At 64.4% G+C, this 21957-nt stretch carries 18 protein-coding genes and 2 pseudogenes; 9 read left to right on the plus strand and 11 right to left on the minus strand.

Features of this window, described 5'->3' with window-relative positions; genetic code table 11:
- Positions 1-43 precede the first annotated feature (43 nt).
- A pseudogene (locus tag FJ979_RS19990) lies at positions 44-646 on the plus strand (nucleotidyltransferase family protein).
- Between the two features lie 133 nt (positions 647-779).
- On the opposite strand, the gene FJ979_RS19995 reads toward FJ979_RS19990, so the two are convergent.
- Positions 780-1775 carry an aldo/keto reductase gene (locus FJ979_RS19995; protein ID WP_140583028.1) on the minus strand — a complete coding sequence of 332 codons (996 nt, stop codon included), beginning with the start codon at positions 1773-1775 and terminating at the stop codon, positions 780-782.
- Positions 1776-1871: 96 nt separating this feature from the next.
- Here FJ979_RS19995 and FJ979_RS20000 point away from each other — a divergent pair, with 96 nt between their 5' ends.
- The 5 genes from FJ979_RS20000 (at position 1872) to FJ979_RS20020 (ending at position 6846) form a co-directional block, all read left to right on the plus strand.
- Positions 1872-2762 (plus strand): LysR family transcriptional regulator, encoded by an 891-nt coding sequence (locus FJ979_RS20000; protein WP_140583030.1) that lies wholly within the window; start codon positions 1872-1874, stop codon positions 2760-2762.
- A 58-nt stretch (positions 2763-2820) separates the two neighbouring features.
- A complete protein-coding gene (locus tag FJ979_RS20005; RefSeq protein WP_140583033.1) occupies positions 2821-3393 on the plus strand; it encodes a cytochrome b in 573 nt (190 codons plus the stop codon).
- 68 nt (positions 3394-3461) lie between these two features.
- Positions 3462-4037: a YceI family protein gene (locus tag FJ979_RS20010; protein ID WP_140491123.1), complete on the plus strand. Its 576-nt coding sequence runs from the start codon at positions 3462-3464 to the stop codon at positions 4035-4037.
- A 103-nt stretch (positions 4038-4140) separates the two neighbouring features.
- Complete coding sequence (locus FJ979_RS20015) at positions 4141-5127, plus strand: Gfo/Idh/MocA family oxidoreductase (protein ID WP_140561808.1); 987 nt, start codon at positions 4141-4143, stop codon at positions 5125-5127.
- A gap of 60 nt (positions 5128-5187) precedes the next feature.
- Positions 5188-6846, plus strand: coding sequence for an FAD-binding dehydrogenase (locus FJ979_RS20020; RefSeq protein WP_140583036.1), 1659 nt, complete (start codon positions 5188-5190; stop codon positions 6844-6846).
- A 64-nt stretch (positions 6847-6910) separates the two neighbouring features.
- Here the strand turns inward: FJ979_RS20020 and FJ979_RS20025 are convergent, their stop codons facing one another.
- The 7 genes from FJ979_RS20025 to FJ979_RS20055 form a co-directional block, all read right to left on the minus strand.
- Positions 6911-7849: an alpha/beta hydrolase gene (locus tag FJ979_RS20025; protein WP_140583039.1), complete on the minus strand. Its 939-nt coding sequence runs from the start codon at positions 7847-7849 to the stop codon at positions 6911-6913.
- A 213-nt stretch (positions 7850-8062) separates the two neighbouring features.
- Positions 8063-8845, minus strand: coding sequence for a carnitinyl-CoA dehydratase (locus FJ979_RS20030; RefSeq protein WP_140561811.1), 783 nt, complete (start codon positions 8843-8845; stop codon positions 8063-8065).
- The gene (locus tag FJ979_RS20035) at positions 8838-10916 is read right to left on the minus strand and encodes an acetate--CoA ligase family protein (RefSeq protein WP_140561813.1); all 2079 of its coding nucleotides are present in this window, start codon (positions 10914-10916) and stop codon (positions 8838-8840) included. The genes FJ979_RS20030 and FJ979_RS20035 overlap by 8 nt, the downstream gene beginning before the upstream one ends.
- 3 nt (positions 10917-10919) lie before the next feature.
- Complete coding sequence (locus FJ979_RS20040) at positions 10920-12083, minus strand: acyl-CoA dehydrogenase (RefSeq protein ID WP_140583042.1); 1164 nt, start codon at positions 12081-12083, stop codon at positions 10920-10922.
- Between the two features lie 4 nt (positions 12084-12087).
- Positions 12088-13182 carry a carnitine 3-dehydrogenase gene (locus FJ979_RS20045; protein WP_140491107.1) on the minus strand — a complete coding sequence of 365 codons (1095 nt, stop codon included), beginning with the start codon at positions 13180-13182 and terminating at the stop codon, positions 12088-12090.
- A 2-nt stretch (positions 13183-13184) separates the two neighbouring features.
- On the minus strand, positions 13185-13808 hold the full coding sequence (locus FJ979_RS20050; RefSeq protein ID WP_140491104.1) for an HD domain-containing protein: 624 nt from the start codon (positions 13806-13808) through the stop codon (positions 13185-13187).
- 15 nt (positions 13809-13823) lie between these two features.
- Positions 13824-14741 (minus strand): 3-keto-5-aminohexanoate cleavage protein, encoded by a 918-nt coding sequence (locus FJ979_RS20055; RefSeq protein WP_140491102.1) that lies wholly within the window; start codon positions 14739-14741, stop codon positions 13824-13826.
- A 79-nt stretch (positions 14742-14820) separates the two neighbouring features.
- On the opposite strand from FJ979_RS20055, the gene FJ979_RS20060 reads away from it, so the two are divergent.
- A complete protein-coding gene (locus tag FJ979_RS20060) occupies positions 14821-15801 on the plus strand; it encodes a GlxA family transcriptional regulator (RefSeq protein ID WP_140554542.1) in 981 nt (326 codons plus the stop codon).
- Between the two features lie 57 nt (positions 15802-15858).
- Here FJ979_RS20060 and FJ979_RS20065 read toward each other — a convergent pair whose 3' ends face one another.
- On the minus strand, positions 15859-16068 hold the full coding sequence (locus tag FJ979_RS20065) for a hypothetical protein (RefSeq protein ID WP_140491096.1): 210 nt from the start codon (positions 16066-16068) through the stop codon (positions 15859-15861).
- Positions 16069-16376: 308 nt separating this feature from the next.
- The gene (gene xylA, locus FJ979_RS20070; protein WP_140491093.1) at positions 16377-17702 is read right to left on the minus strand and encodes a xylose isomerase; all 1326 of its coding nucleotides are present in this window, start codon (positions 17700-17702) and stop codon (positions 16377-16379) included.
- Positions 17703-17812: 110 nt separating this feature from the next.
- Here xylA and FJ979_RS20075 point away from each other — a divergent pair, with 110 nt between their 5' ends.
- Positions 17813-18175: a nuclear transport factor 2 family protein gene (locus FJ979_RS20075; RefSeq protein WP_140525794.1), complete on the plus strand. Its 363-nt coding sequence runs from the start codon at positions 17813-17815 to the stop codon at positions 18173-18175.
- A 197-nt stretch (positions 18176-18372) separates the two neighbouring features.
- Here FJ979_RS20075 and xylB read toward each other — a convergent pair whose 3' ends face one another.
- On the minus strand, positions 18373-19827 hold the full coding sequence (gene xylB, locus FJ979_RS20085) for a xylulokinase (RefSeq protein WP_140517792.1): 1455 nt from the start codon (positions 19825-19827) through the stop codon (positions 18373-18375).
- Between the two features lie 440 nt (positions 19828-20267).
- Between xylB and FJ979_RS20090 the strand changes: the two are divergent.
- Positions 20268-21957 (plus strand): annotated as a pseudogene (locus tag FJ979_RS20090) (autotransporter outer membrane beta-barrel domain-containing protein); the annotation flags it as partial.

A 21957-nucleotide genomic window follows, 5' to 3' on the forward strand; every position in this document is an offset into this window, starting at 1 on the left:
TTCCGGGATTGCGGGAGCACGGCGAATCGCCCTCCAAAGGGCGATGGACCATTTGCACTATTCCGGCCTCCCGTTCGAAGCACAACGCGCTGCATTTCTCGACATCCTGCTGTCGGATGCGCTCGTGCGCCAGGCGCTGGTATGTGCCCGCACGCTCGATCTTCCGGACTGGCTGGTGGTCTCCGGCGTGCTCTAAAACTCGGTCTGGAACCATCTGACGGGGAAGCCGTCGGGTTATGGCATCAAGGATGTCGACCTGTTCTATTTCGACGATAGCGACCTGTCCTACGAGGCCGAGGACGCCGTCATCCGCCGGGCGGCGAAGCATTTCCAGGGGCTGCCCCTGCCGGTCGAGGTGCGCAACCAAGCGCGGGTGCATTTGTGGTACCCGCAGAAGTTCGGGCGGCCCTGTCCGCGCTACACGAGTTCGAGCGAGTCGGTCCGGTTTTTTGCGTCGAAGACACATGCGGTCGGGGTGCGATACGACGCGGATTGTCAACTGGAACTGCTGGCGCCGTTCGGTCTCGACGACGTCTTCTCATTCCGCGTCACGCCGAACCGGGCGATGGACAATCAGCGGACGCATGAGGCGAAGGGCCAGCGGGCGCGGGATTACTGGCCGGAGATTACGGTCGTGCCATGGTAGGAAATGTCCGGCAGGACAGAGGGGGGTGCCTCGCGCGGACATCCGTGATCTTCTGTATCGCGCATCGCCACCCCACCCTGTCTTCGCTTCGCTGCGACAGCGAGTCGACCTCCGCACAGGGGAGGGTGAAAGCTCACCCATTCACCAGCGCCAGCAGCTCCTCTGTGTAGCGCTTGCCCATGACCTTATCAGGCGACAGTGCATCGCCGATGGTCTGTACCTCTGCGGCACTCAGCTCGATATCAGCCGCCGCCGTGTTCTGCTCGAGATGGCGGATTTTTCGGGCGCCCGGGATGGGGACAATGAAATCGCCCTGGTGCAGTACCCAGGCGAGCGCCAGCTGTGCCGAGGTCACTCCCTTTTCGGTCGCCAGTTTTTCCAGCGTGGCCACGACTTTGGCATTGGCTTCCATGGCGTCGGCCTGGAAGCGCGGCAAGGTGCGGCGCCAGTCGTCGTCATCAAGCGTCTCGGGCTTGGCGATCGTGCCGGTCAAGAGGCCACGGCCGAGCGGGCTGTAGGGAACGAAACCGATGCCGAGTTCGCGGCAGACGGCGAACACATCGTCTTCCGGGTCACGGCTCCACAGCGAATATTCGCTCTGGACGGCCGCGATCGGATGCACGGCATGCGCCCGGCGGATGGTGGCGACACTTGCTTCCGAAAGGCCGAGCGCGCGCACCTTGCCCTCGCGCACCAGCTCGGCCATGGCGCCGACCGTGTCCTCGATCGGCACGTTCGGGTCGACGCGGTGCTGGTAATAGAGATCGATCACGTCGGTGCCCAGCCGCTTCAGTGACGCCTCTGCGACGGCCTTGACGTGTTCGGGGCGGCTGTCGACGCCCGCCATGCGGTCGGTGCCGGTGCCTTCCTCCAGGATTTTGAAGCCGAACTTGGTTGCGATCGTCACCTGATCGCGCACCGGCTTCAGCGCCTTGCCGAGCAGGATCTCGTTCTCGTAGGGCCCGTAGACCTCCGCCGTGTCGAAGAAATTGACGCCGATCTCGACGGCGCGGCGCAATGTGGCGATCGCCTCGGCTTCCGGCTGGCCCCCATAGCCAAAGCTCATGCCCATGCAGCCGAGGCCGACCGGAAAAACTTCCAATTCAGTACCGAGTTTGCGGGTTTTCATCACGCGTCTCCTTGTTGCGATACTCAGGAGATAGCGCCTTGCCTTATGTTCGATAATCGGCTCATCTGTGCACGGGGCGTTCTAGTAAATAGATCAATGAACCGAGCACATCTTTCACAGCTTGCGGTGCTGGCAACTGTTGCCCAATGCGGCAGCTTTCGCGGCGCGGCCAGGGAACTGGCGATCGCGCCGTCGGCGGTCAGCCATGCCGTGTCCAGCCTTGAGGCGCGGCTTGGCGTGCGGCTGTTGGCACGCAGCACCCGCAGCGTTGCCCCGACCGAAGAGGGCGCGCGGTTGCTGGAACGATTGCGGCCGGCGCTGTCGGAGATCGACCTGGCACTGGAGACGGCGGTCGAGGCGCGCGACCGGCCGGCCGGCAATCTGCGGCTCAGCGTGCCGCGCACGGCAGCCCATCTGGTGCTGACCCCGCGGCTCGGCGCCTTTGCCGCGGCTTACCCCGATATCGTGCTGGAGATCGTCATCGAGGACCGCTTCACCGACGTCGTGGAAGGCGGTTTCGACGCCGGCGTGCGGCTTGGCGAAAGCCTGCAGCGCGACATGATCGCGCTGCGCATCGGGCCCGATATCCGCGGCGCCGTGGTCGGCTCGCCCTCCTATTTCGACACCATGCCGAGGCCTCGCCACCCGCGTGACCTGTCCGACCATCGCTGCATCCGCTTCCGCTTCTCCAGCGGCATCCTCTACCGCTGGGAATTCGCCAGGGATGGCGAGGAGATCGAGATTGCCGCGCAAGGACCATTGATTCTCGACGAAGACCATCTGATCGCCCAGGCGGCGGTCGACGGCGCGGGGCTTGCCTTCGTCTTCGAAGACTATGTCCGCGAGCCGCTCCGCGACGGCCGGCTGATCCGCGTGCTGGAGGATTGGTGTCCGTCCTTCGAGGGTTTCTTCGTCTACTATCCGAGCCGCCGCCAGATGCGGCCGGCGCTCAGGGCCTTCGTCGATTTCTTCAGGGTGAGCGGATAGGCTGTCCTCTCCCTGTGGGAGGGTGGAAGAAAGCCGACGCGGCATTCGTTCGCCTTCCATGCGAGCTTCGATCACCAACACCCCGACCCGCTACGGTTGGGCGGCAATCCTGCTTCATTGGCTGATCGGCCTTGCCTTCATCGGCCAGTTCGCACTCGGTTTCGCGATGGTCCGCATCGGCAGCCAGCGCACGGCTTTCGAGCTCATCCAGCTGCACAAATCGCTGGGCTTCCTGCTGCTCGGCCTGATCATCCTGCGCATCGCCTGGCGGCTCGGCAATGCCGCGCCGGCCTTGCCATCCTCGGTCGGATCCCTGGAGCGCCGGGCAGCGCCGCTCGCTCACCTGGCGCTCTATGCCTTCCAGATCGCTTTGCCTCTGTCCGGCTGGGCGCTGGTTTCGGTCTCGACGCTGGAAATTCCAAGCATGCCGTTCAACCTGTTCGTGATGCCCAACCTGCCGCTCGCGGAATCCGATGCCGCCGAGAGTTTTTGGGCGGCAGCGCACTGGTACCTCGCCTATGCCGGCGCAGCACTTGTGGCGCTGCATGTCACGGCGGCACTGCGCCATCATTTCCGACTGAGGGACAATGTGCTTACACGCATCGTCACGCCTTCCTCAGGCGGGGAATAGAACGGGGTTCGGCCTCGTTTGTAAGCGAGGACGCGAAGAGCGTTGCCTCCGAAGAAGGAAATAATCTCATGTATGCGCGACTCCTCGGATCGGCGGCCCTTGCCGCTTGCCTTGCCGTGCCTGTCTGGGCAGCAGTTGTCCTCGATGATGCCGCCGGCAGTTACACGATCAGCCAGGCTGACTCCTCGATCCGCTTCACCATCGGCAAGGCCGGCGGCGGCGGTTTCGATGGTGCGTTTGCCCACTTCAAGGGCACGATCCGCATCGACAATGACGACGTCAGCCGCTCGAAGGTCAACCTTACCATTTTTCCCGAAAGCGTCGGCACCGGCCAGGGCCGCATCGACGCTTTCCTGCGTTCAGACGCCGTGTTCGATGCGGCCAACAGCCCCGAAATCCAGTTCCGCTCGACCAGCGTGACCCGCACCGGCGATACGACGGCGCTTGTCACCGGCCGGCTGACGGCGCGCGGCAAGACGTTTGCGGAAAAGTTCACCGCCGAGCTCGATGGCCTGAAGTCCGGCACGATCGGGTTCCACGTCACCGGCAAGGTGCTGCGGTCGCGCTACGGAATGGATGTCGGCACGCCGATCTATTCCAACGTCGTCGGTTTCGACATGAGGCTGACGGGGAAGAGGGGGTGAGCCATCCCTCCCCACTCCGTGGGGCGAGGAACTTGGCCCCCGCATTGGCTTTTGCCCCGATTTCAGGCAAACCTCCTCGCCTGTAATCGAGAGGAGAAGCCTGATGTTCCGATGGGGTGTGTTATCGACGGCCAAGATCGGTCGCGAGCAGCTTTTGCCTGCGATCGTGGAGGCGGAAAATGGCGTGCTGTCGGCAATCGCCAGCCGCGATCAGTCGAAGGCCCGTGCGCTGGCCGATCGCTTCGGCGCGCCGCATGCTTTCGGTTCCTATGAGGAGTTGCTCGCCTCGAACGAGGTCGACGGCGTATATATCCCGCTGCCGACATCGCAGCATGTCGAATGGACGGCCAAGGCCATTCAGGCGGGAAAACATGTGCTGGTCGAAAAGCCGTTGGCGCTCGACGCCAAGGACATTCCGCCGCTGATCAAGCTGCGCGATGCCAGCAAGGTGTTGGTCTGCGAAGCCTTCATGGTCGTCTACCATCCGCAATGGATCAAGGTGCGCGACCTCATCGCCAGCGGCGTCATCGGCCGGCTGCGCCATGTGCAGGGCGCGTTCTCCTATTACAATGTCGATCCCAACAACATGCGCAACCAGCTCGACCTTGGCGGCGGCGCGCTGCCCGACATCGGCGTCTACCCGACCGTGTCGACGCGCTTTTCCACCGGCAAGGAGCCGCTGCGCGTGCAGGCGACGATCGAGCGCGACAAAAAATTCGGCACCGACATCTATTCCTCGATCCGCGCCGATTTCGGCGACTTCGAACTGTCCTTCTATCTCTCGACCCAGATGGCCGCGCGCCAGGTGATGGTGTTCCATGGCGAGAACGGGTTCATCGAGGTGTTCTCGCCGTTCAATGCCGGGCTCTACGATCACCACCGCGTCGAGTTGCACAACCAGAACCACACGGAGGCGCAGGTGTTCCGCTTTCCCGGTACGCAGCAGTACCGGCTCGAGGTCGAGACCTTCGCGCGGGCGGCCCAGGGCGGCAAGGAGCGCGTCTTCACGCTGGAGGAATCCGTGCTCAACCAGAAGGTCATCGACGCCATCTTCCGCGCCGGCGGCAAGGATGGCTGGGAGGCGGTCTGACCATCATTGATATAATTCCGGTTCGAGATTCATACGGTAGCCAGCTAACGGGAGGGGAAATTGGCTGACGACGCGGATGTCATCATCGTCGGCGCCGGCCTTGCCGGGCTGGTCGCCGCCGCCGAACTGGCCGAGGCCGGCAAGAAGATCGTCATCGTCGACCAGGAACCGGAGCAGTCGCTGGGCGGCCAGGCCTTCTGGTCGTTCGGCGGTCTGTTCCTCGTCGATTCGCCCGAGCAGCGGCGCATGCGCATCCGCGATTCGCACGAGCTGGCGCTCGAGGACTGGCTGGGCACCGCCGCTTTCGACCGGCCGGAGGATCACTGGCCGCGCAAATGGGCCGAGGCCTACGTCGGCTTCGCCGCCGGCGAGAAGCGCTCCTGGCTGCTGGAGCGCGGGATGAAATTCTTTCCCGTGGTCGGATGGGCCGAGCGCGGCGGCGGCAATGCCATTGGCCATGGCAATTCCGTGCCCCGCTTTCACATCACCTGGGGCACCGGTCCCGGCGTGCTCGAGCCCTTCGTGCTGCGCGTCCGCGAAGCCGAGAAGAAGGGACTGATCCGCTTCAAGTTCCGCCACCGCGTCAACGAATTGATCCGCACCGGCACGAGGATCGACGGGGTGCGCGGCGACATCCTGCAACCAAGCACCGTCGAGCGCGGCCACAAGAGTTCGCGTGAGATATCAGGTGATTTCGAGGTTCATGCGCAGGCCGTGATCGTCGCCTCCGGCGGCATCGGCGGCAACCACCAGCTGGTCCGGGAAAACTGGCCGAAGCGTCTGGGCGCGGCGCCGAAGTGCATGATCACCGGCGTGCCCGACCATGTCGACGGCCGCATGCTGGCGATCACGGAACAGGCCGGCGGCAGCGTCATCAATCGCGACCGCATGTGGCACTATGTCGAGGGCATCAGGAACTGGGCGCCGATCTGGACCGATCATGCCATCCGCATCCTGCCCGGTCCGTCGTCGCTGTGGCTCGACGCCAGGGGCAAGCGCCTGCCGGTGCCGCTTTACCCCGGTTTCGACACGCTCGGCACGCTCAGCCACATCACGAGCACCGGGTTCGATTATTCCTGGTTCATCCTGACCAAAAAAATCATCCAGAAGGAGTTCGCGCTCTCGGGCTCCGAGCAGAACCCGGACCTGACCGGCAAGAGCTGGCGCCAGGTGCTCGGCCGCGCCACGTCGGGCATTCCGGGCCCGGTCAAGGCGTTCATGGAGAAGGGCGAGGATTTCATCATCGAGGCCGAACTGCCCGATCTGGTGGCGCGCATGAACAAGCTGGCCGGCGGCGAACCGCTGCTCGACGTCGCCCATGTCGAGCGCGAGATCCGCGCCCGCGACCGGCAACTCGACAATCCCTTCTCCAAGGACATGCAGGTCACCGCGCTGCGCGGAGCGCGGGCCTATCTCGGCGACCGGCTGATCCGCACGGCCAGGCCGCACAAGATGCTCGATCCCGCGAACGGCCCGCTGATCGCGGTTCGCCTCAACATCCTGACCCGCAAGACGCTGGGTGGCCTGCAGACCGATCTCGAAAGCCGCGTGCTGGGGAGCGATGGCGAGTCGGTTCAGGGCCTCTATGCGGTCGGCGAAGCCGCCGGTTTCGGCGGCGGCGGCGTGCATGGCTATGCGGCGCTCGAAGGCACGTTCCTGGGCGGCTGTATCTTCTCCGGCCGCAGCGCCGGCCGGGCGGCGGCTCGTTCGGTAGGCTGAGCGCCGAACGGCTTGGCAGTCGCTGGGTTGATCATCTTCTGTCGATTGTCATGCGAGGAGGCCCTCACCAGATCCACTCGCTTTTGCCGAGCGCCGACACCGCCTCGACGATGCGGGTAAAGCTGGCGCGGGCGCGGCCGACCGTGTGCCTCGCCCTGAGATAGCCGTGCACAAGCCCTTTTTCCTCGAACCAAGTGGCCCGCCCGCCGCCCGCCACGATGCGGTCGCGATAGGCCTCGCCGTCCGACGACAGCGGATCGCACTCGGCGGTGATCAGCACGGTCGGCGGCAGGTTGGCGAAATCGGCGTCGGCCAGCGGCTGAAGCGTGATGTCGCCGGTCTGGTCCACGCCGCCGGTGCGGATATGTTTGTAGAATTCGAGGTCGCGCGTGGTCAGCATCGGCGCTTCGGCATGCTTCAGATAGGAGCCACGCGAACGGTCGCCGCCGAGCCCGGGATAGATCAGCACCTGCCCGATCGGTTTCTTCGCATGGCCGCGCGTCGCATGGCTGACGCCGGCGCAGAGATTGCCGCCGGCGCTGTCGCCGCAGAGCAGGATGGGATGATCGCGGGTGGCTGCCGCCCACTCGAAGGCGTTCATCGCGTCGTCAAACGCGGCCGGATGCAGATGCTCCGGCGCCAGCCGGTAGTCGACCGAAACGACGTCATAACCGGTGCGGCCGCAAAGCTCGGCGCAAACGTCGTCATGGCTGCCGAGCCCGCCAAGGATGAACCCGCCGCCGTGGCAATAGAGCACCGTCGCCGCTGCCTGCGGGGCGCTGCGATAGATGCGGATCGAGATATTGCACGCCGGCCCCGCAATAGCGGTGGTTTCCGCTGTCACTCCCTCGGGATAGCCGGCAAAGAACTCCCGGCACATGCGGTCATAGATCTCGCGCTGCTCGGCAATCGTGTAGTCGATCGTATCCGGCGGGTAATAGGAATTGGTCCGCTCGATGAAAGCCTGGGTCTCGGCATCGATGAGTTTGCTGTAGTCGGTCATGGCCGCGCCGACTGTGAACGGCGAGCCCAGGCACCCCCCTCTGTCCTGCCGGACATCTCCCCCGCAAGGGGGGAGATTGGCAGTTCAATCGGTATCGCCCTTCTTGCAGCGTTGACGATTAGCGAAAGCGGAAATGACATCCAATCTCCCCCCTTGCGGGGGAGATGGCCGGCAGGCCAGAGGGGGGTGCCTCGCGCTGTCATTTCCGCAGAGTCACGTCCCCTTCCAAACCGGGTCGCGCTTCTCCGCAAAAGCCCGGAACCCTTCCATATTGTCCTCGGAGCCGTAGAGGGCGTCGACCGTCGGCAACTGCCGGCGCGTCACCCTGTTCATCGCGTCCTGGAAAGTCAGCGCTTCGGCCACACGCGCGGTTTCCTTGATCGCGGCGAAGACAAGCGGCGGGCCGCTGGCGAGCAGGCGGGCGATCTCCCAGACGCGGTCCTCCAGCTTCTCCTTCGGCAGCACCTCGTTGACCAGGCCCCAGCGATGCGCCTCGGCAACGTCCATCCAGCGGCCAGTGAGCAAAAGGTCCATGGCGACATGATAGGGAATGCGCTTCGGCAGCTTGATGGTCGCGGCGTCGGCAAGCGTGCCGGCGCGGATCTCGGGCAATGCGAAGGAGGAGTGATCGGAGGCGTAGATGAGATCGCAGGACAGCGCCAGCTCGAAGCCGCCCCCCACCGCCATGCCGTTTACGCAGGCGATGACAGGCTTGTTCAAGTCGCGCAGTTCCTGCAGCCCGGCAAAGCCGCCGACGCCATAGTCGCCGTCGACGGCGTCGCCGCCGGCGGCGGCCTTCAGGTCCCATCCGGCGCAGAAGAACTTGTCGCCGGCGGTCTTGATGATGGCGACGCGCAAGCCGGGGTCGTCGCGAAACGCCTTGAAGGTCTCGCCCATCAGCCGAGAGGTCTTCAGGTCGATGGCGTTGGCCTTGGGCCGATCGAGCGTGACCTCGAGGATCGAGCCTTCACGGCGGGTCGAAATGACGTCAGGCATTCTTGTTCTCTCCCAGCACCAAAAGCGCATCGGCGATCCAGGCGCCCTTGCCCTCGCTGCAGACGATCAGCGGATTGATGTCGAGTTCCTCGATCTCGCCGGCATTCGTCTGCACGAAGGCAGCAATGCCCGCGATGGCGTCGATGGCAGCTTGGACGTCGGCCTTCGGCCGACCGCGATAGCCTTCGAGCAGCGGGAACAGTTTGAGACCGCGAAGTGCTGCCTCGATGTCGTCGCGGGTCGCCGGCAGCATCAAGGTGACGCTGTCGCGCAGCAATTCGACCAGCACGCCGCCGGTGCCCAGCGTCATGACAGCGCCGAACATCGGATCGCGGGTGAAGCCGACGATCAGCTCGGCGACGCCGTCGCGCACCATGCGCTCGACATAAAGGCCGGTGCCGAGCGGCAAAAGGTGGTGCGCGGCGGTGCTGACGGTTTCGGCGTCCCTGAGGTTGAGCCTGACAGCGCCGACCTCGGATTTGTGGGTGACACCCAGGGCCTTCAGCGCCACCGGGAAGCCGAGCGCCATGGACGAGATCACCGCCTCGACGGCACTGTCGGCGCGCTCGCCCTTGGGCACCGGCAGCCCGGCCTTGATCAGCCGCGCCTTGGCTTGCGCCTCGTCAGGCGTGACATGCTCGCCGCCGGCAGCGCCGGAAGCTGAGGTGTCGACCGGCTGCGCCTGCGGCTCGCGCCAGGCCCAGCCGATGAAGGCGGCCGCCTGGGCGGCATCCATCGCTTCGGAAATGCCGAACAGCGGCACCATGCCCCGCGCCATCAGCTCGGCGGTGTATTCCTCGGGCAGGTTCTCGGGCAGCGACGAGACGATCGCGCCATGTGCCTTGTTGGTCTTGAGCGCCGATTCGAAGGCGCGCAGCGTCGCCCACCAGTCGGTCACCGAGCAGCGGTCCGGGCGCGGAAAGTCGAGTACCAGCATGTTGAGGTCGAAGCCGCCCGACACCATGGCGGTGAAGGTGGCGGTCATCGCCGGCTCGTTGTTCCAGATGAAGGTGTGATAGTCCAATGGATTGGCGACCGCGACCAGCGGCCCGAGCGTCGACTTGACGTGGGCACGGTGTTCTTCCGTCAGCACCGGGAAGTTGACCCAGCGGCCTTCGGCGCTGTCGGCCATGACCGAAGCCTCGCCGCCCGAACAGCTCATCGATGACAGGCTGTAGCCAGGCAGCGGACCGGTGACATGCAGCAGCTTCAGCGCCTCGATGAAGGCGGGGATGGAATCGACGCGCGCGATGCCGAGCCGTTTCAGGAAGGCCCCGGACGCTGCGTCCGAGCCGGCGAGCGACGCGGTGTGCGAGACGGTCGCTTGCCTGGCCTGTTCGGAGCGGCCGACCTTCATGGCGATGATCGGCTTTTTCAATTCCCTCGCCCGTGCCGCCAGCCGCTCGAAGCCGGCTACCGAATCGAAAGCCTCGATGTGCAGGCCGAGCGAGGTGACGCGCTCGTCCTCGATCAGGCCGAGCGCCATTTCGGAGAGGCCGGTCTGCGCCTGGTTGCCGGCGGTCATCAGGAAGGCGATCGGCAGGCCGCGCTTCTGCATCGTCATGTTGATGGCGATGTTGGACGACTGGGTAATGATGGCCACCCCTTTGCCGCCGTCGGCCAATCTTATGCCGCCATGCTGGTCGGGCCACAAAAGCGCGCCGTCGGCATAGTTGATCAGGCCGTAACAGTTCGGCCCGATGATCGGCATCTCGCCGGCGGCGGCGACGAGTTCGGCCTGCAGGCGCTCGCCATCCGCGTCATAGGCTTCGGTTTCGAGGAAACCGGCGGCAAAGCAGACGGCCCCGCCGGCGCCGCGTTCGGCCAGGGCCTTGATCACGTCGATGGTCAGGTGTCGGTTGACGCCGACAAAGGCGGCGTCCGGCGCGCCGGGCAGATCGGCGATCGAACGATAGGCCTTGCGGCCGGCGACCTCTTCCTTGCTCGGGTGCACCGGCCAGATCTCGCCGGCAAAGCCCATCTTGATCGACTGTGCCACGACCGCGGCGGCCTGCGCGCCGCCGAACACGGCGATCGATTTAGGGCGCAGAAGGCGTTCAAGTTTGTGCATGGATCAGGCCCCGAACGGGCGCAGCAGCGCCCGCGAAATGATGTGGCGCTGGATTTCCGACGTGCCTTCCCAGATGCGCTCGACCCGGGCGTCGCGCCAGATGCGCTCCAGCGGCAGGTCGTCCATCAGCCCCATGCCGCCATGGATCTGGATCGCCTCATCGGCGACGAAGGCGAGCATTTCGGTGGCCTTCAGCTTGGCCATGGCCATGTCCTGGTCGGTGACGGTGCCCTGATCGTACTTCCAGCCGGCTTCGAACACCATCAGGTCCGCGGCCTTGAGTTCGGTTGCCATGTCGGCGAGCTTGAACGACACGCCCTGGAACTTGCCGATCTGCTGGCCGAATTGCTGACGCTGCGCGGCGTACTCGACCGCGTGGCCGAGCGCGCGTTCCGCGCGGCCGAGGCAGGTGGCGCCGACCTGCAGGCGGGTGGCGCCGAGCCAGGAATTGGCGACGTCGAAACCCTTGTGGACTTCACCCAACACCTGGCTTGCCGGAAGGCGGCAATCGTCGAATTCGAGGATGGCGTTGGTGTAGCCGCGATGCGAGACGTTGCGGTAACCGTCGCGCACCGTGAAACCCTTGGTGCCCTTGTCGACGAAGAAGGCGGTGATCTTCTTGCGTTTGCCGCGCGGCGAATCCTCTTCGCCCGAGGCCATGAAGACGATGGCGAAGTCGGCGAGATCGGCGTGGCTGATGAAGTGCTTGGTGCCGTTCAATACCCAGTCGTCGCCGTCCTGCACGGCGGTCGCCTTCATGCCGCGCAGATCGGAGCCGGCGCCCGGCTCGGTCATCGCCAGGCAATCCCATTTCTCGCCGCGGATGCACGGGAACAGATATTTTTCGCGCTGCTCCGGCGTGCCGGCCAAAAGGATGTTGGAGGGGCGCGCGACGCAGGTCCAGTGCAGCGCGTAGTTGGCGCGGCCGAGTTCCTTCTCGTAAAGCAGCCAGGTCACCGTATCGAGCCCCGCGCCGCCGACATCGGCCGGCATGTTGGCGGCATAGAGACCGGCTTCGATCGCCTTGGCCTTCAGCTCCTCGATCAGTTCGCGGCGCAGCACGCCGGTGCGCTCGACCTCGCGCTCATGCGGGTAAAGCTCATTCTCGACGAAGGCGCGCGTCGTCTCGACAATGAGCTTCTGTTCCTCCGACAGACCGAAATCCATGGTCTCAGCCTTTCTTCTTTTTCTTCGGTTTTTCGGCTTTCTTCACCGGCTTCGATGCCTTCGCCTTCTCGGCCGCCTTGGAGGCGGCCGGCTTTTTCGCCGCCAGCTTGGCCAACTGCTTCGTATAGTCCCTGTGCAGGGCGCCGGCTCCCCAGCCCTTGCCCTTGTTCTGCTTCGAGAGCGCATCCATGATGGCGACCAGATTGTCGTCGCGGATCTTTTCCAGTTCGCGGATCGACAGGCCATGCGCCTGGTCGTCCGACTGCGTGGCGATCAGGTCGACCAGCTCGTCGTTGAACTCCGGTACGTCCATCAGCTTGGTCCACGGCCATTTCAGGCAGGGGCCGAACTGCGCCATGAAGTGGCGCATGCCGGCTTCGCCGCCGGCGACGCGATAGACCTGGAACATACCCATCTGCGCCCAGCGCAGGCCAAAGCCATAGCGCATGATGTCGTCCAGTTCCTCGACGGTGCAGATGCCGTCCTTGATCAGCCACAGCGCCTCGCGCCAGGCGGCTTCCAGCAGTCGGTCGCCGACGAAGGCTTCAATCTCCTTGCGGATGACGACAGGCTTCATGCCGATCGAGGCATAGATCTCCTTGGCGACTTCGACCGCCTCGGGGAATGTCTGGTCGCCGCCGACGATCTCGACCAGCGGCAGGAGATAGACCGGGTTGAACGGGTGGCCGACGACAAGCCGCTCCGGGTGTTTTTTCATCGCCACCTGCATGTCGGTCGGCTTGATGCCTGATGTGGACGAGCCGACGATGGCGTTGGCCGGCGCGTGGATATCGATCTCGGACAGGACCTTATGCTTGAGGTCGAGCCGTTCCGGCACGCTCTCCTGGATGAAATCGGCATCGGCCACCGCCTCGGCGATGGTCTTGGCGAAGGTCAGCCTGCCTTCTTTCGGCAGGCCGCCCGGAACCATCTGCTTGTAGGCGCGGCGCGCGCCCTTCATCACTTCTGAGACCTTGCGCGAGGCCTCGGGATCAGGGTCGAAGATCGACACGTCGATGCCATTCAAGAGCAGGCGCGCCACCCAGCCTGCGCCGATGACACCGCCGCCGATGGCGGCCGCCTTGTTGATGATGCTCATGGTCAGGCTCCGGTTCTTGTCTTGGCTGTTTCGGGATCGGTGAGCGGCACGCGCTCGCCGGCGCGGATAATGGCGGGGTCGTAGGCCCTGCGGACAAAGACTTCGAGCACGAATGGCCTGAAGAACTCGATCGGCAGCGTCTCGTAGTCGGGGTCGAAGCTCGACTGGTCCCAGCGCTCGCAGAACTGGTCGCAATCGTCGAAATAGGCATGACCGGCGAAGCGGTCACGCGCATGGCGGTTGCCGCCAAGATGATGGGCATAGTAGAGGCGCTGGAAATCGCCGTGCTTCTCCACCACCCAGGTGCATTGTTCGCGCACGAAAGGCTTCAGGATCGACGCGGCGTATTCGTCGTGGTTGTAGGGTGCGTAGATATCGCCGATGTCGTGCAGCAACGCGCAGGCGATCCAGTCGGTGTCGGCGCCGTCGCGCCAGGCGCGTGTTGCCGCCTGCAGCGAATGGCCGAGCCGGGTGATCTTGTAGCCGGAAAGGCCCTCGTCGAGTTGAACCAGGGCTTCCAGCAACCGATCACCGGTTTTGGCGGCATAGTCGATTTCATGGGCGGTCAGGAATTCGTAGTCGTCCTTGTCGCCATCCTTCATTGCGGTGAATTTGACGGTGGCCATCTGAAGCTCCCCTCTCTATGCCGCGATCGGCGGCCGCTTGGTGAGGTTGAGCTTCCTGCGCACTTCCTCCGGCCCCAGAATCCTGGCGCCGAGATTGGTGACGATGCTGGCGGCACGTTCGACCAGCTGCGCGTTGGTGGCAAGCACGCCCTTGTCGAGCCAGAGATTGTCTTCGAGACCGACGCGGACATTGCCGCCGGCCAGCACTGCGGCGGCGGCATAGGCCATCTGGTTGCGGCCGATCGAAAAGGCCGACCAGCTCCAGGTCGACGGCACGTTGTTGACCATGGCCATGAAGGTGTTGAGGTCGTCAGGCGCCCCCCATGGCACGCCCATGCAAAGCTGCACAAGCGCATCCGGCTTCAGAACCTGTTCCTCGACCAACTGCTTGGCGAACCACAGATGGCCTGTGTCGAAGGCCTCGATCTCCGGCTTGACGCCGAGCGCGGTCATCATGCCGCCCATGGCGCGCAGCATGCCGGGTGTGTTGGTCATGACATAGTCGGCCTCTGCGAAGTTCATTGTGCCGCAGTCCAACGTGCAGATCTCCGGCAGGCACTGGCGTACATGCTCCATGCGGTTGGTGGCGCCGCCCATGTCGGTGCCCTTCTCATTGAGCGGCAGCGGCGCTTCGGGCGAGCCGAACACCATGTCTCCACCCATGCCGGCGGTAAGGTTCAGCACCACGTCGACGTCTGCCTCGCGGATGCGCTCGGTCACCTCGCGGTAGAGATGAACGTCGCGCCTGGGCTTGCCGGTTTCGGGGTCGCGCACATGGCAATGCACGATCGCCGCCCCCGCCTTGGCCGCGTCGATGGCCGAATCAGCGATCTCTTTGGGCGAGCGCGGCACATGCGGGCTGCGGTCCTGCGTGCCGCCGGACCCGGTCACGGCACAGGTAATGAAAACCTCACGGTTCATCGCAAGCGGCATGGAACTCTCCTCCCAGTCGAAACAGGCGCCAAGCATCGCCCGACTTGCCGAAAACTGCTTTGCGTTTTACGAAGCTTCCATGACTAAAGGCGAAAAACTGACGATCTTTCGCGCCGAGCGTCTGCCGCTCAAGGTGACGATGCTGGTGTTTTCCGGCTCGTCCATCATGTGCGTGGCCTCGGCGGTCGACCCGCTGCGCGCCGCCAACCGCATCTCCGGCGAGACATTGTTCGATTTCAAGCTGGTTTCCGTAACCGGCGAGGCGCCGGTCACCACTTGCGGCCTGCCAGTGGCGGTCAGCGGCCGCTTCGACGCGGCCGAACCGACCGACGTTCTTGTCGTCGTCGCCGGTTTCGGCACGCAGAATTATGCGACGTCGGCTCTGCTCTCGGGCCTGCGCCGCGCCGCCCGTTCGGCGCGCGCCTGCGGCGGCGTCGAGGCCGGTACATGGCTGGTCGCGCGGGCCGGCTTGCTCGAAGGCCGCAGCGCCACCACCCACTGGGAAGACATGGAGGATTTCTCGTCGGCCTTTCCGGGCGTCGACGTCCGCCCGGACCGTTACGTCATCGACGGGCCGGTCTTCACCTCCGGTGGCGCCTCGCCCACCTTCGACCTGATGCTGCACCTCGTTCGCACCCGCCTCGGCATGGCCGTGGCGCTCGATGTGGCCAGCGTCTTCATCTACGATCAGGCCCGTGCGGCCACCGACGCTCAGCCCCTGGTCTCGCTTGGCCGGCTCGACGGCTATGATCCGCGCCTGGCGCAAGCCATCCGGCTGATGGAAGCGCATGTCGACCAGCCGTTGACGGTCGCCGCCGTGGCAAAGCGCGCCGGGGTTACGGCACGGACACTGGAGAGCATCTTCCGCAAGTCGATCGGCGAGACGCCCGGCGCCTACTATCTCAGGCTGCGCCTGGGCGCTGCGCGGCGGCTGGTGATCGACACCAGAGTGGCCATGGCCGACATTGCCGGGCGGACCGGATTTTCATCCGCCGCGGCATTTTCGAGGGCGTTTTCAAGAACTTTCGGTGAAGCCCCGGTCAGGCTACGCCGGGGTTGATGTACATGTCGTCCAAAGCATGCCCACGGGCTTGACCCGAGGGTGGGAAGCGGTTGATCAGGCAGCGTTCTGCCGGTCGCCGCCACTATCGATCTGCGAGCGCATCTGTCTTGCCAGATGGGTCTCGAAACGGCTGGCAACGGCGCGGTCCCATTCGTTGGAGCGGCGCGCACCATCCTTCGGATGCGGCATTGCCATCAGCCGGTCGATAATCGACCCGGCCTCGCCATTTGAGAGCAGGGCGTCGATTTCACGTTCGTTCTGCATATCGGTTCGCCTCCTTCTTCCTCTCCCGCCACGAGCACTTTCTTATAGGAGATTCGTGACGGCAGTTTGAAGGCAAGAGAGAGGCGATTGAGGGGCGTCAGTGGGCAAAACCTTGTCGTCGATTCCGCACTGGCGCAAAGCCCTTTCACCCGGTCTCGGCGCCACCCTCGTCCGCCCGCCGGCACCTTTTCCGTTCAATGGCGAACAGGGCGGCAGGCAAATAAGCGCGACGCCGGGAACTTCTCCCCGCGAAGCGGCGTGGGTAAGCGGAGCGGCGGCTGAACAAGCCGCCGCCCGCCTTTCATCCCTTACACGTAGCGGTTGACGATGTTTTCGAGCAGTTCCTGACGGCCGGAGCGCGGCTGCGGTTCGATCTTCTTCTTCACCACGCGCTCGGCGATGTCCTCCAGCGTGCGCTTGCCGGCAAGCATCGCCTTGGCCTCGCCGCTGTTCCAGCCTGCGTAGCGCTCGGCGAGTGGAGCCGACAGCGCCTTGTCTTCGACCATCTTGGCGGCTGCCTTCAGGCCGCGCGCGCAGGCATCCATGCCGCCGATATGGCCGATCAGCAGGTCCTGCGGATCGAGCGACTGGCGGCGCAGCTTGGCGTCGAAATTGGTGCCGCCGGTCTTGAAGCCGCCCGCCTGCAGGACCTGGTAATAGGCCAGGGCCATCTCCGGCACATTGTTGGGGAACTGGTCGGTGTCCCAGCCCGACTGGTAGTCGTTGCGGTTCATGTCGATCGAGCCGAAGATGCCGAGCGCATTGGCCAACGCCAGCTCGTGCTCGAAGGAATGGCCGGCGAGGATGGCGTGGCCCTGCTCGATGTTGAGCTTGACCTCCTTCTCCAGGCCGAAGCGCTTGAGGAAGCCATAGACGGTCGCGACATCGTAGTCGTACTGGTGTTTTGTGGGTTCCTGCGGCTTCGGCTCGATCAGGATCGTGCCTTTGAAGCCGATTTTGTGCTTGTAGTCGACGACGAGGTTGAGGAAACGGCCGGCCTGCTCCTGCTCGCGGGCAAGGTCGGTGTTGAGCAGCGTCTCATAGCCCTCCCGTCCGCCCCAAAGCACATAATTCTCGCCCTTCAGCCGCTTGGTGACGTCGATGCAGCTCTTCACCGTCGCCGCCGCATAGGCAAACACATCCGGATCGGGGTTTGTCGCGGCACCCGACATGAAACGGCGGTGCGAGAACAGGTTCGCCGTGCCCCACAAGAGCTTGACGCCAGTCTGCTTCATCTTGGTGGCGAAATAGTCCGCGATCTCGTCGAGGCGCGCGGAACTTTCCGAAAAATCCTTGCCTTCGGGCCGCACGTCGGCATCGTGGAAGCAGAAATAGGGCGCGCCGAGCAGCGAGAACATCTCGAAGGCGACGTCTGCTTTCAGTTTTGCCAGTTCCATCGTGTCGATGCCGCCGGCCTTGGGGAACCACGGCCGATCGAAGGTCTGGCCGCCGAACGGATCGCCGCCCGGCCAGGCGAAGGAATGCCAGTAGGCGACGGCGAAGCGCAGATGGTCTTCCAGCCGCTTGCCGGCCACCAACTCGTCCGGGTTGTAGAACCGGTAAGCCAGCGGATTGGCCGAGTCCGGCCCCTCATATTTGATCTTCTGGATGTCGCCGAAAAAGCCGCTGCTCATGGATTTCCTTCCTCTCCGAAATGGCTCCGCCTGATTACCTCAGGCGTAATTGGTTCCGTTCGTCCGTTGGGTGAAAAGGGTCATGTCAAAGCCAACGAAGGAGACAGATCATGACCGATCTCAACAAGATCGCCGAAAGCTACATCACCGCCTGGAACGAGAGCGACGCCGCGCGCCGTCAGGCGCTGCTCAAGGCGACTTTCACCGAAGACGTCAGCTATCGCGATCCCATCATGCAGGGCGACGGCCATGAAGGCGTCGCGGCGCTGATCGACGGCGTGCAGCAGCGCTTTGCCGGCTTCCGCTTCTCGCTGAAAGGCACACCGGACGGGTTTGCCGACAAAATCCGCTTTTCCTGGAACCTCGGCCCGGAGGGCACACCGTCCATCATCGAAGGCACCGATATCGGCGTCATCGAGAACGGCCGCCTGAAGAGCATCACCGGCTTCCTCGACAAGGTGCCGGCGCAGTGAGGCTTCACGGCTAAGGTAGGCGCCAGGCGCACCCCTCTGGCCTGCCGGCCATCTCCCCCTCAAGGGGGGAGATTGGCTGATTTTTATACCTTCGCCAACCTCCGGCCTTGCAAGGCTAGCGTAGCCGCCAAAGCTGCCGATCTTCCCCCTAGAGGGGGAGATGCCCGGCAGGGCAGAGGGGGGCGCGTGGCGCCTGCTCACGCCGTTGCCGCCCTGATCGCCGGATAAAGCCCGCGGTAGCGCTGGTAGGCATCGGCAAATGCACCATCCAAGCCGGCATCCGGTTCGATCGTTGCATCGGTCCTCGGCGCCGTGCAGACATCGAGCGGATCAGTGTCCGTCGCTGCGATCAGGCCGAGCCGGGCGGCGCCGAAGGCGGCGCCGAAATCGCCGTCGGCGGGAATGTCGACAGGCAGCTGAAGCGCGGTGGCGATGGCCTTCAGCCAGTAGCGCGAGCGCGAGCCGCCGCCGATCGCCGTCACACGCATCAAGCTCGTGCCCGCAGTCTTCAACGCCTCGAGGCTGTCGCGAAAGGCGAAGGCCACGCCTTCCAGCACGGCCTGGGTCAGGACGGCGCGGCTCGATTCATGCGCCAGTCCGGTAAAGGAGCCGCGAATGACGGAATCATTGTGCGGCGTGCGCTCGCCCGAGAGATAGGGCAGGAAGGACACGCCGGTCGGCGCCTTCAGTGTATCGCCCAGTTCCGATGTCAACTCGCCTGCGCCCTTGCCGGTAATCTCGGACAGCCAATTGAGCGAATCGGTGGCCGACAGGATGACGCCCATCTGATGCCAGGTGTCAGGCAGCGCATGGCAGAAAGTGTGGACCGCGCTTGCCGGGTTGGGCAGATAGGAGGCATTGGCGGCAAACAGCACGCCTGACGTGCCCAGAGACACGAACGCATGGCCGGCACGGACCGTGCCCATGCCGCAGGCGGAAGCCGCATTGTCGCCGGCGCCGCCGGCAATCGGGATGCCGGCTTCGACGCCCCATTTCGACGCCAGCTCGCCGCGCAGCCCACCGGCCTTCTGCGTACCCTCGACCAGGGATGGCATGTGCTTTTCGTCGAGCGACGTGGCCGCGAGCAGGTCGGCGGACCAGCGCCGCTTCCCAACGTCGAGCCAGGAAGTGCCAGCCGAGTCCGACATTTCCGAAATATGTTCGCCGGTCAGCCACAGCCGCAGGAAATCCTTGGGCAGCAGCACCTTGGCCACTTTGGCGAAAATGGCGGGTTCGTTGTTCTTCACCCAGGCGAGCTTCGGCGCGGTGAAACCGGGAAAGACGATGTTGCCGGTCAGCTCGCGAAACCGCGGATCGGCGTCGAGCGCGGCTGCCTCGGCATGGCTGCGCGTATCGTTCCACAGAATGCAGGGGCGCAGCACCTTGTCAGAGGCATCGAGCAAGGTGGCGCCATGCATCTGACCGGATAGGCCAATGCCTTTCACCGCCGCGAACTGCCAGGGATGGGAGGCCTTCAGTTCGGCAATCGCGTCTTCGCAGGCGCGTAGCCAGTGGGCTGGATCCTGTTCGGACCAGCCGGGATGCGGCCGCGAAACGTCGAGCGCGCCATGGCCGGAACCGATGACGGTCTGTTCGGCATCGATCAGCAGCGCCTTGACGCCGGACGTGCCAAGGTCGAGGCCGAGATACATGTTTTCCTCCCTTGCCATTATTTTTTTCGGATCTCGAAAAAATCTGGCCGAGGCAGTTTTTAAGCCAAGATCCGCCGCGGGTCAATTCTCTGACAATCGGCCGCGCATCACGAAAACAACGCCGACGGCGGGCTGTGTGGCCGCGCCAGCGTACGCGCCGCCACCAACACGCTTTGGAGGGTTGGCGAGACGCACGCCAAGCACCAATTCTGGCTCAATCAAAGCACAGCTCTGTCCGGCCCGTTTTCCAGTTCATCAACCATGACGGGCAGATTAGGCTTTGTAAAACGGAACGAATTGTGTCTTCATTGCGGCGTAGGGTGGGGGCTTGCAATCGCGAATCTTGGAGGGACGCGGTGCGGCGCTTTGAAAACAGGCTTCCGAATGGCGATTCGGAAGACATCGCTAAATTAGTTGTTCTGAAACGGCATATGCCGGTGATGTTTCTTCCTCGAATGCTTGGCGTTTTTGCCGCGACGTCGCTGGCGTTGCTGCCCAATTCCGCCGCCTTCGCCGCATGCCTGCTCGTTCCGACCGCCGGAAACGACACCTTCATCTGCGACAGCGGCGATTCGGGCGGGAGCCTCAACGATCTGAACGGCGACAACACGCTCACCTTTCCCGCCGGCGGCACCGGCCAGGTGAGCGGCAATGTCACCTTCGGCGTTGGTTCGGATCGCATCGACATGCAATCCGGTACCATCACCGGCACGGTCGACCAGGGCGGTGGCGCCGATTTCTTCACCATCGGCGCTGGCACCGTCATCGGCAATGTGCAGCAAGGCTCGGGCATAGACGACTTCAACATAAGCGGCGGCCAGATCGGTTCACTTAACCAGGGTGATGGCCTCGACACCTTCACCATGACGGACGGACGCATCGTCGATTTCTTCGACGACGGCGACCATGCGGTGATGACGGGCGGCCGCATCGGCCGCGTCAACATGAAGCTCGACCAGAACTACTTCAACATGTCCGGCGGCACCATCGACCGCAACCTGGTCACCGGCTTCGACAAGGACACGATCATCCTTTCGGGCGGCACGATCGGCGGCAACATCAGTGTCAGCGGCGGCAATGACAGCGTGACGATTACCGGCGGCACGGTCGGCGGCGACGTGCTGATGAGCTTCGGCGCCGACAGTTTCGTCTGGGACGGCGGCGGCATCATCTATGGCGCCGTCGACCTCGGCGCCGACAACGACACGGCAAAGCTGAGCAACCTGACCAATTCCAATATGGGCGGCGCCGACGCGCTGAATGGTGGCCTCGGCACCGACACGCTGAGTTTCGACAACGTCAAGCTCAAAGGCATCAGCCGGGTGCAGAACTGGGAGAGCATCGACGCCACCAACGACACCGAACTCACGCTGGACGGCAATCTGGTGCTGGGAGACAGCGGCACCGGCACGGGCTCGCTCAGCGTCGATGCGGCAAGCACGCTCTATGGCGGCGGCTTCAACGCGTCGATACAGGCCTTTACGGCGGGCCAGCTTGCGGACGTCGTCAATGCCGGCCGCATCGACCTGACCAATGGCAGTACAGGCGCGACGGATCGGCTGACGATTTCGGGCAATTACACCGGGCTTGGCGGCCTGCTGCTCATCCAGACGGAACTCGGCGATGATTCCTCGGCCTCGGACAGGCTGGTGCTGTCGGGCGGCACGGCTTCCGGCTCGACCGGCATCGGGGTGGTCAATGTCGGCGGCACGGGTGCCGAGACGACGCAGGACGGCATCATGGTCGTCCAGGCGGTCAATGGCGCCACCTCCAGCGCCAGCGCCTTCGCGCTCGACGCGCCGGTCGCGGCGGGCGCCTTCGAATATTATCTGTTCAAGGGTGGCGTCACCGCAGGCAGCGCGGAGAACTGGTATCTGCGCTCGTCGTTGATAACGCCGACATCGCCGGCCGCAGCGCCGCCGGGGATCGGACCGACGGCGGCGCCCGAGCCCGAACCTCCGGCAACCGAGCCGCCGCCGCCGCCTTCCCAATTGCCGCACGTGCCCGTGCCGTCCGAAGGCGACGTCAACAATCCGCCGGTCGATCCGACGCCGCCGGTGCAGGCCGGCGATCCGGAGCTCCAGCCCCCGCCACCCCCGCCGGTGGCACCGGCGGCTGATCCGCCACCGC

Origin of the sequence: Mesorhizobium sp. B1-1-6 (assembly GCF_006443035.1) — a bacterium.
Lineage (GTDB): Bacteria > Pseudomonadota > Alphaproteobacteria > Rhizobiales > Rhizobiaceae > Mesorhizobium.

What these genes read in the sequence shown, in the direction of transcription:
- FJ979_RS19995 (WP_140583028.1), bottom strand. Translation starts at nt 1,775, where the DNA reads ATGAAAACCCGCAAACTCGGTACTGAATTGGAAGTTTTTCCGGTCGGC.
- FJ979_RS20000 (WP_140583030.1), top strand. Translation starts at nt 1,872, where the DNA reads ATGAACCGAGCACATCTTTCACAGCTTGCGGTGCTGGCAACTGTTGCC.
- FJ979_RS20005 (WP_140583033.1), top strand. Translation starts at nt 2,821, where the DNA reads ATGCGAGCTTCGATCACCAACACCCCGACCCGCTACGGTTGGGCGGCA.
- FJ979_RS20010 (WP_140491123.1), top strand. Translation starts at nt 3,462, where the DNA reads ATGTATGCGCGACTCCTCGGATCGGCGGCCCTTGCCGCTTGCCTTGCC.
- FJ979_RS20015 (WP_140561808.1), top strand. Translation starts at nt 4,141, where the DNA reads ATGTTCCGATGGGGTGTGTTATCGACGGCCAAGATCGGTCGCGAGCAG.
- FJ979_RS20025 (WP_140583039.1), bottom strand. Translation starts at nt 7,849, where the DNA reads ATGACCGACTACAGCAAACTCATCGATGCCGAGACCCAGGCTTTCATC.
- FJ979_RS20030 (WP_140561811.1), bottom strand. Translation starts at nt 8,845, where the DNA reads ATGCCTGACGTCATTTCGACCCGCCGTGAAGGCTCGATCCTCGAGGTC.
- FJ979_RS20035 (WP_140561813.1), bottom strand. Translation starts at nt 10,916, where the DNA reads ATGCACAAACTTGAACGCCTTCTGCGCCCTAAATCGATCGCCGTGTTC.
- FJ979_RS20040 (WP_140583042.1), bottom strand. Translation starts at nt 12,083, where the DNA reads ATGGATTTCGGTCTGTCGGAGGAACAGAAGCTCATTGTCGAGACGACG.
- FJ979_RS20045 (WP_140491107.1), bottom strand. Translation starts at nt 13,182, where the DNA reads ATGAGCATCATCAACAAGGCGGCCGCCATCGGCGGCGGTGTCATCGGC.
- FJ979_RS20050 (WP_140491104.1), bottom strand. Translation starts at nt 13,808, where the DNA reads ATGGCCACCGTCAAATTCACCGCAATGAAGGATGGCGACAAGGACGAC.
- FJ979_RS20055 (WP_140491102.1), bottom strand. Translation starts at nt 14,741, where the DNA reads ATGCCGCTTGCGATGAACCGTGAGGTTTTCATTACCTGTGCCGTGACC.
- FJ979_RS20060 (WP_140554542.1), top strand. Translation starts at nt 14,821, where the DNA reads ATGACTAAAGGCGAAAAACTGACGATCTTTCGCGCCGAGCGTCTGCCG.
- FJ979_RS20065 (WP_140491096.1), bottom strand. Translation starts at nt 16,068, where the DNA reads ATGCAGAACGAACGTGAAATCGACGCCCTGCTCTCAAATGGCGAGGCC.
- xylA (WP_140491093.1), bottom strand. Translation starts at nt 17,702, where the DNA reads ATGAGCAGCGGCTTTTTCGGCGACATCCAGAAGATCAAATATGAGGGG.
- FJ979_RS20075 (WP_140525794.1), top strand. Translation starts at nt 17,813, where the DNA reads ATGACCGATCTCAACAAGATCGCCGAAAGCTACATCACCGCCTGGAAC.
- xylB (WP_140517792.1), bottom strand. Translation starts at nt 19,827, where the DNA reads ATGTATCTCGGCCTCGACCTTGGCACGTCCGGCGTCAAGGCGCTGCTG.